8 protein-coding genes are annotated in these 8890 nt (G+C 56.3%); 6 read left to right on the top strand and 2 right to left on the bottom strand.

The features are described 5' to 3' along the window. Positions 1-342 precede the first annotated feature (342 nt). Positions 343-810 (bottom strand): hypothetical protein, encoded by a 468-nt coding sequence (locus WCO56_27300; GenBank protein ID MEI7733308.1) that lies wholly within the window; start codon positions 808-810, stop codon positions 343-345. Positions 811-1067: 257 nt separating this feature from the next. Between WCO56_27300 and nusA the strand changes: the two genes are divergently transcribed. The 6 genes from nusA (at position 1068) to WCO56_27270 (ending at position 8185) form a co-directional block, all read left to right on the top strand. After that, positions 1068-2321, top strand: a complete 1254-nt coding sequence (nusA, locus tag WCO56_27295; GenBank protein MEI7733307.1) for a transcription termination factor NusA — start codon at positions 1068-1070, stop codon at positions 2319-2321. An 89-nt stretch (positions 2322-2410) separates the two neighbouring features. Continuing rightward, positions 2411-5182, top strand: coding sequence for a translation initiation factor IF-2 (gene infB / locus WCO56_27290; protein ID MEI7733306.1), 2772 nt, complete (start codon positions 2411-2413; stop codon positions 5180-5182). Positions 5183-5197: 15 nt separating this feature from the next. Continuing rightward, entirely contained in the window at positions 5198-5572 is a 375-nt protein-coding gene (rbfA, locus tag WCO56_27285; protein MEI7733305.1) for a 30S ribosome-binding factor RbfA, read from the top strand. After that, complete coding sequence (locus tag WCO56_27280; protein ID MEI7733304.1) at positions 5547-6530, top strand: bifunctional oligoribonuclease/PAP phosphatase NrnA; 984 nt, start codon at positions 5547-5549, stop codon at positions 6528-6530. The genes rbfA and WCO56_27280 overlap by 26 nt, the downstream gene beginning before the upstream one ends. Continuing rightward, a complete protein-coding gene (gene truB / locus WCO56_27275; protein MEI7733303.1) occupies positions 6530-7246 on the top strand; it encodes a tRNA pseudouridine(55) synthase TruB in 717 nt (238 codons plus the stop codon). Before WCO56_27280 ends, truB begins: the two co-directional genes overlap by 1 nt. Before the next feature lie 9 nt (positions 7247-7255). Next, on the top strand, positions 7256-8185 hold the full coding sequence (locus WCO56_27270; protein ID MEI7733302.1) for a bifunctional riboflavin kinase/FAD synthetase: 930 nt from the start codon (positions 7256-7258) through the stop codon (positions 8183-8185). 133 nt (positions 8186-8318) lie between these two features. Here WCO56_27270 and WCO56_27265 read toward each other — a convergent pair whose 3' ends face one another. Further along, positions 8319-8675, bottom strand: a complete 357-nt coding sequence (locus WCO56_27265) for a hypothetical protein (protein MEI7733301.1) — start codon at positions 8673-8675, stop codon at positions 8319-8321. Positions 8676-8890 lie beyond the last annotated feature (215 nt).

The following is an 8890-nucleotide window of genomic DNA, read 5'->3' as shown; positions in this document are numbered from 1 at the left end:
TCGGCCCGGTGATCACAATGCTCGTCGAGTCCATCGTGATGCTGCCCCGATCCGGTGCCGCCGACCAGTTGCCGCCCGGCGCAAATTCACCGGGAAACACGACCGCCCCTTGGACGACCTGCCACAGGCTCATCCAAAGACACACTACACAGGCTGACACCCAGTAGTGTTTGTTTGCTAGTCCAAGATTCATTTATAAAATTCTGTACCGCTAATATACCACTTATCGGCAAAAAGTAAAGCTGAACCACCTCAAAAATAAGGCCAGTCGGCCATAATGTGACCAAAGGCTATGATTACCGTTCTCCACCGCACTCGCACGTGCGATGAAAGGCGGGAAAGTCAGCATAAAACGAGACGCCTCGCACGATCTGTACGCCTCCCAAAATCAATCGTCTGAGCGCTCTGAACATAAGTGTTTTCAAACACGATCTCGGCCCCTGCAACGGGCACTCCATCCAAATGCCAGTTGCTCGCAGTGTTCCAACGGCTATCCCCGCTGTTGTTGTCCCAAGGAATCCCGACGGTGGCATTGATGAACACGTTTTGCAGCTCGTGATAGGACACAACCCCACCAGTGCTGCCGATGTATCCCAGTTTCATACTAGCAAGTTGGCCGGTTTCATATACTGCGTTGGTTCCCGTATTTGATTCAATGATGTTTATCCAATCCAAAAATGTTATCCAGTCACGTATTCCCACGGAGACGCGCGAAAATACGCGCTCAGGTCTGTGCTTAATGTTACCACATAGATGAAATTCCAGCAGGACAATGCAGTCACCGATACAGATTTTGCCGCGAATGCGCATAAGCCGTGAGGAATGAATACCGGATGTTACCTCCAAAACCCCCTCTTTTTGGTCTATGCTTACTTGCAGGGTGGTTCAATGCGATCTGCGATGGACAAAAGTGGAGAGTTGAAATGCAACTTGACGCCAGACACGGCACCAGATAGAGTCACTGCAAAATATAGGTATAGCTGGCATTTTCGGCACGGGCGCGGAAGTCGGAGAATCAATTTCTACCGACTTTTTTGTTCCCTATGGCAATGCCGGCACGACAGATTATGAACGCTGATTTTTTAACAGTACTGGATTTTTGGGAACGCGAAAAAGGCATCAGCCGTGAAGTTCTGATCACGGCGGTGCATGAATCCTTGGTGGCCTCCGCTAAAAAGGCGGTGGGGCCCGCCCGGGAATTGCGCTGCACCATTGACCAGAAGAATGGCGACATCCGGGCTTTTGCCAAACTGGTGGTATCGGAAAAAGTGCTGGCCAAGCATGACCAGATTTCGTTGTTTGATGCCCGCCGGATCAAGGCCGACGCCCAATTGGGCGAAGAGTTGGAAGTGGAAGTGACGCCGGCGAACTTTGGCCGCATCGCTTCGCAGTACGCCAAACAATCATTGCTTCAACACATCCGCAAGGCGGAAAAACAAATGATTTACGCGGAATTCAAAGACCGCGTGGGCGATATAATTAATGGTGTGGTGCGCCGCTTTGAACGTTCGGATGTCACCATTGACCTTGGCAAATACGAGGCATTGCTGCCGAATCGCGAACGGGTGCCCACTGAGGAATACCAAGTGGGTGAACGGCTGCTATGTTACGTGAAAGCGGTCGAGAATGGCCCACAGGGGCCGGAAATCATCCTCTCACGAGCCGCCCCGGAATTTGTGGTTAAATTGTTCCGCCGGGAAGTTTCAGAGATCAACGACGGAACGATCGAAATCAAGGCCATCGCCCGAGAACCCGGTTTTCGCACCAAACTGGCCGTGTGGACCCGTGATGAGAATGTGGACCCGGTGGGCGCCTGTGTGGGGCTGCGGGGGCAGCGGGTGAAGAATATCGTGCGGGAACTCAGCAATGAAAAGGTGGACATCATTCGCTGGGACCCCAATATTCGCAATTTTCTGACCAACGCGCTGGCACCGGCCAAGGCAAAAGCATTTGAAGTGGATGAAGGCCGCCGCTATGTGCGTGTCCTGGTAAGTGAAGACCAGTTATCGTTGGCCATCGGCAAACGGGGACAAAACGCCCGCCTGACCTCGCGGTTAACCGGCTGGAATGTGGACATCGAGGCAGAACACGTCGCCACCGTCGGGTTCGAGGAAAAGGTCGCCCATGCGGTGGATTTGCTGGCGGCCATCCCCGGGATCACCAAGCAACATGCGGATGTGCTGGTGCATCACGGTTTCACCAGCCTTGAAAATCTGTTACAGGCGGACGTGAACGACTTGGCCGAAATTCCCGAAATCGGAGATCAGGCGCTAGTCATCATGAGTGCCGCCAAAACCGAGGCGGACCGACAATCCATTTAACTCGACGGAGCACTCAAAGGCTGAGATTCAGCCGATTGAGCCAGTTAGCGGCAACAGCCACGATGAAATTACGGCGGAACTAAAATATTATGCCCGTTCGGATATACGACATAGCAAAAAAGCACGGAATCGAAAGCAAGTTGGTCTTGGCGAAAGCCAAGGAACTGGGCATTGTTGGCGCCAAGGTACCGTCCAGCACGCTGGACAAGATCACCGCCGAGTATCTGGAAGAGCATCTTCCCCTCCTGATCGCAGCCACACTCGCGCCAGTACCGGACACGAATCCGGTCCCAGCCGAAAGTGTAATCGCGCCACCACCGCCGCCACCACCACAAGTACCAGCCGAGCCAACCGCACCGGCGTCGGCATCTGAACCAGCCGAAACCAGCGTAGCTGTTTCTGAAGTGCCGCCGCCACCACCGGTACCCGCACCAGTTCCGGCAGCCATTGAAGCACCCGCGCCAGTCAAAGAGGCCGCAGCTCCGCCAGCGCCCGTTGTGCAACCAGCGCCCGTAGCGCCGCCCGTCGCGGCAGCACCTCAAGATATACATCCGGTACCACCACCACCCGCTCCGCCCGCGCCCGCTCCCGTCCCGGTGGCACCGCCGACTCCACCAGCAGCTCCTCCAGTAACGCAGGCGTATGCGCCAGAGCCAGTAACGGCAAAAGTGATCGCTCCGGTTGAAAAGCCAGCCAGCGTGATGGCCGAGCCGCCGGAGATTAAAGTCATTTCTGCTCCCCCGCCGCCTCCAGCACCGCCATCTCCGCCCCCACCGCCCGCGCCAAAAATCGGGGACAAAGTGGGCTTTATCCAACTGCCAGCAAAACCGGGACCCCGACCAGGCGATAAAGTGGGCTCGGTTAAATTACCAGTGAAACCCGGCCCCAGCCAGGGCCGTCAAGATGGCAACCGCAACGATGGGCGGGATAACCGGCCCAACCATGGACAGCGGGCACCCGATCCTAAATTCCAGCGTCATCAACCCGGTGCGCAACGCGGCGGACACCCTCAAAAACCGGGCGGCGGTGGCGGCGGACGCGGCGAATCACGTTACGAAGCGCCAGTCAACGCCGTCGTTATCACGATGAAGGCCCCGATTATTGTGCGGGACCTGGCCGAGCAGTTGAAGCGCAAGCCGTTTCAAATCATCGCCGATCTCATGGAAGCCGGCGTTTTCGCCACGGTAAATCAAGCCATCGAAGAAGCGGTGGCCGCCCGAATTTGCGCCAAGCATGGCTTCAAATTTGAGATGGAAAAACGGGCCAAGGGTGAAGGCGTCAAGAAAGTCATCGTCAAGACTCAGGACATTGATCCGGAAGATAAACCGGAGCAGTTGAAACCACGCGCGCCCGTGGTCACCATCATGGGCCACGTGGACCATGGCAAGACGACCTTGCTGGACTGTATTCGCCAGTCGGATGTGGCGGGCGGGGAAGCCGGTGGCATTACCCAGCACATTGGCGCTTATACCATCAGTTTTCCGCATCCCGAGGACAAAAAACGGATCCAGCAAATTACCTTTCTGGATACACCGGGACACGCCGCCTTCAGCGCCATGCGGGCGCGCGGAGCGAATGTTACTGACATTGTGGTGCTGGTAGTGGCTGCCAATGATGGGGTGATGCCCCAAACCCTGGAGGCCCTCAGCCATGCCCAGGCAGCCAAGGTCCCGATCATTGTCGCTGTAAACAAGATGGATCACCCGGCCGCCAACGCGCTGAAAGTGCGTCAGCAACTGCGCGATAAAGCGCTGTTATGGGATGAATGGGGTGGCGATACCATCTTTGTGGATGTATCCGGCCTAACCAAACAGGGGGTGGACAAACTGTTGGAAATGATCTTGCTCCAAGCGGACATGCTGGAGTTAAAAGCCAACCCCAACCGGATGGCCAAGGGCAATGTGATCGAATCCGGCTTGGAGCCGGGCGGCCCCACCGCCACGGTCCTCGTCCGCAAGGGCACTCTGAAGATCGGGGACATCCTGTTGTGCGATCAGTTTTATGGCAAGGTCCGGGCGCTGATCAGTGAAGACGGTAAACGCCACAAGGAAGCCAGCCCATCCGTGGCAGTGAAAGTCTTGGGGCTCAATGGCGTGCCGGAACCCGGACTCGAGTTCCGCGTCTATAAGGATGAAAAATTGGCGCGTGAAGACGCCGAAAAACGCGTGCAGGAACTGCGGTTGCAAGGCACGGAAACCCGCACCAAGGTAACGCTGGAAAACCTGTTCAGCACTTTGGACGCCACTTCCAACAAAGTGCTCAAGGTGATTGTCAAAACCGATACCCAGGGTTCGATGGAAGCCATTGTGGAATCGCTTAAAAAGATCGAATCTAACAAAGTGGCGATGGAAGTCATTCACAGCGCGGTGGGTACCATTACCGAGTCTGATGTTTTGCTGGCGTCGGCCTCGAACGCGATCGTGCTGGGTTTCCACACCCGCATTGATAACGGGGTCATGGATGTCGCGAAACGCGAAGGCGTGCAAATCAAGTTATACGCCATCATTTATGAATTGATTGACCAGGTGAAGGAGGCCATGGCCGGTCTGCTGGACCCAATCATCAAGGAAACCCTGATTGGCGCGGCGGAAGTACGCAAGATTTTTGAACTTTCAAAAGGCGGCAATGTGGCTGGTTGCGTTATTACCACTGGCCGTTTGGTTCGCGGCAAGGCGCGGATCATGCGCCGCAAGAGCCTGGTGTATGAAGGGGTGATCCAATCATTGCGCCGTTTCCAGGATGAGGTCAGCGAAGTGCGCGCCGGCATGGAGTGCGGCATCCGCATTGATGGTTTCAACGAGTTTGTTCCGGGCGACAGCATTGAGAGCTACTCCATCGAGAAGGTCGCCCAAAAGCTCTAAGCTATATTTATTGCCATGTCACTGCGCCTCGAACGCGTGCGCGAATTATTGAAGCGCGAGGTCGGCGAAATTATTCGCCGCGAACTGCCGGTGGCCGAAGCCGGCCTCATTTCCGTCAATGAAGCGCATGTTGCCGCCGACCTGCAGCACGCCACGATCTACGTCAGCATTCTGGGCGGTGCCGACCAATTGAAGCGCGGCACTGCCCTGCTTCAGGAACGGCGTTGGCTGATCCAATCCCAACTCGGCCGGTCGCTCACCATGAAATACACACCCCAATTACGTTTTGTGGTGGACGATTCCATCGCCCGGGGTAACCGGGTATTGCAAATCCTGGACGAACTCGACAAACCCCAGCCCCCAAATGAAGGCGCGCCCGAAAATCATTGATCGCATTCTGGGCGAAATTGAGCAGCATCGCTCGTTTTGCATTGTCGGCCACCTGCGCCCCGATGGGGATTGCATCGGTTCCGAACTGGCCCTGACCCTGGCGTTGCGCGAGCAAGGCAAAGAGGTGACGTGCTGGAATGAGGACGCGGTGCCCCAGAAACTGCATTTTTTGGACCCTGATAAAATTCTGCACAAGCCGAAATGCAACGGTGCGTTTGATTGCGTCATCGCGCTCGACTGTGCCACGCTCGAACGTTTGGGTTCCGCAACCGAGGGGATCAAAAATCGCAAGGTTTTGATCAATATTGATCATCATGCCAGTAATTCACGCTACGGCGACATCAATTGGGTTTCACCGCGCGAGCCATCCACGGGCGAGTTGATCTTCCGCCTGCTTAAGGAAGCCCGCTGGCCCATTACCAACCGGATTGCGGATTGCCTGTTCACCGCCATCTCGACCGATACCGGTTCGTTCCAATATCCCAGCACGCGTCCCTCCACCTATCACGTCGCGGCTGAATTGGTGAAAAAAGGAGCGGACCTTTCCAAGGTCTGCCGCGAAGTGTACCAGTCTTTCTCACTCTCCAGGGTTCGCCTGCTGCGTCACGTCTATAACAAATTCCACCTGACGCATCATGACCAGATTGCCTATCTCTGGCTGAAGAAAGCCGATTTCGCGCGCACCGGAGCGAATCGCGAGGATTGCGAAGGTTTGATTGATCATATCCGGGATATTGAACCAGTCGTCGTCGCCGTTTTGCTGGAGGAACTGGAGCCGGAATTAACCCGCCTGAGTTTCCGTTCCAAAAGCGCGCACGTGAATGTGAATTTGGTGGCGGGCCAGTTTGGCGGCGGCGGACACCCGGCAGCAGCCGGAGCCCGTATTCCCGGCCGCCCGTTATCCGTGCAGCGGCGGGTCATTGCAGCCGTAAAGAAAGCCCTCGACCAAGCGAAATAATGCACGAATTCACCCCACTTGACGGCGCGTTGTTGATTGACAAGCCATCCGGCCCCACCTCGCATGATGTGGTGGCCGAACTCCGCCGCCAGTTTGACATCAAAAAAGTCGGCCACTGCGGCACGCTGGACCCTGCCGCCACCGGCCTGTTGATCATCGTGCTGGGACGCGGCACAAAACTCTCCGAAAAACTCATGGGCTCGGACAAAGTCTATGAAGGCACCATGAAATTCGGCGAAACTACCGATAGCTATGATGCCGACGGGGAAATCACCGGCACCCAACTCGTGCCCTTGATGACGCTGGACGAATTGAACCAGGCCGCTGAGAAATTTGAGGGGGACCAGATGCAGTTGCCGCCCATGGTTTCCGCCATCAAAATGGATGGCGTGCCCTTATACAAGCTGGCCCGCAAAGGCATTGAAGTCGAACGCAAAGAACGGCTGGTGCATATCTATCGTTTTCGTTTCCTGCACTATCAGGAGCCGGTGGGGACTTTCCGCGTGGCCTGCACCAAGGGCACCTACGTGCGCACCATCGCGCATGACTTGGGCCAACGTCTGGGCTGCGGCGCCCATCTGAATTCCCTGCGCCGCACCGCCTCCGGCCAATTTGATGTTGCCAACGCCACCCCGCTCGACACGGCACTGCGATGGAGCGCCGCAGAACTGGAGCGCCACGTCGTGCCCTTCCTGAAACTGCTCCAGATGGAATAGGTCCTCCCGATGCTCGTGGCGTCACAACCAATGGAGTTGCGTGGGATTGGCAAACCAATCTGCGCGGCCATCGGCGTTTTTGACGGGGTTCACCTTGGTCACCAGCAAGTCATTCAGCGCATGATTCTGGACGCCCGTGCGCACGCCGCCCAAACCGTGGTCATCACGTTTGACCGGCATCCCCAAAGCGTGGTCCACCCCCAAAGCGCCCCCCAACTCATCTATACGCTGGCCCACAAACTCAAGACCCTCGCCAGCCTGGGTGCCGATGCCACCTTGCTCTACCATTTCGACTTGGAATTCTCGCGGCAACCCGCCGAGGAATTTGTAGGGCGGCTCGTCCATGAATGCGGCACCTTGCGCAGTTTAAGCGTGGGCACCAACTTTTTCTTTGGTCATCAACGCCGCGGCAACCTCGCACTCTTGCAGGAACTCGGCGCCCGGCATGGCTTCAACGTCAACGGATTGGAACCGATCAACAACCACGGCCTGGTCCTCAGCAGCACCCGGATTCGCCAGCACATCCAAACCGGGCAACTCGCCGACGCCAGCCAGATGCTGGGCCGACCTTACTCCGTCTTCAGCAAAGTTCAGATGGGCGATCAATTGGGACGCAAACTTGGTTTCCCCACCGCCAATTTAGACATCCTCGACCTGTTGCTCCCCCCCTTGGGAGTCTATACGGCGCACGTGTTGTGGCAGAATAAGACCTATCCCGCCGTATTGAATCTCGGCAACCGTCCAACCCTGGCCTCGCCGACTCCCCTGCCCCGTCTCGAAGTCCACCTGCTCGATTTTACCGGTGATCTTTACGGTCAGGAACTGGAAGTCATCTTCGGCCAAAAAATTCGCGAGGAATCTAAATTCGCCAGCCTTGCGGCATTACAAACGCAGATCACCTGCGATGTTGCCCGGGCCCGGGAAATATTGCTCAAGTAGTCCCCGCTTCTTTCATGCCAGAATGGCGGCGCGGGAATATACCGGAATGCCAACGCGCTTAATGCAGCCCTGGCGCCCGGCTATTTTAATGTTACCCGGCAACATTTTCCCATGATGCAACGCGACCTTGACTTCACGCCGACCGGCGCAAGGCCAGGATCAAGGCATTGATCGTGTTGAAGATCGTGCCCAGCTCCCATTGCGTCGGCGGATCGCTCACGGCGAAATCCATCGGCATCACCCCGTTACTGTTCGCGCTGCTATTGGCAATGAGGGCCGCACTAAGGTTGCTCAGTGCTTCCGCCAACTGTGCGGCGGTGACTTCGCCGGGATCACCCTTATCACCCTTCGGTCCGGGCGGTTCGGCGGGGAGGGCGGCGATTTGCGCCCGCAGCTCATCCAACTCCGCTTTGATGCCGTTGAATTGGGCGCGCAACTCTGCAGCTCTGATCAATGAGTTATTTTCCGGTTTGGTGGGATCAAATGACATAACAATTTAATGCTTTAAGTGGGGCCGGTTATTCGACCTCACATATTCAATATCGGCAACGGAGGTGACGCCTTAAACCTTTTTCAATCATCCCCAACGGGGATGTGGCCTTCAGCCCAAGGTTGGTTCGCGCTGGGAAATAGGGGACGCGAACCTACCTTTATATGTTCCCTGCGATGAATTTGATCACAAGCGTCATGATTGTCCGGCAGCCA

The organism is Verrucomicrobiota bacterium, from assembly GCA_037139415.1.
GTDB lineage: Bacteria > Verrucomicrobiota > Verrucomicrobiia > Limisphaerales > Fontisphaeraceae > JBAXGN01.
This window is presented reverse-complemented; position numbering and strand designations above follow the sequence as displayed.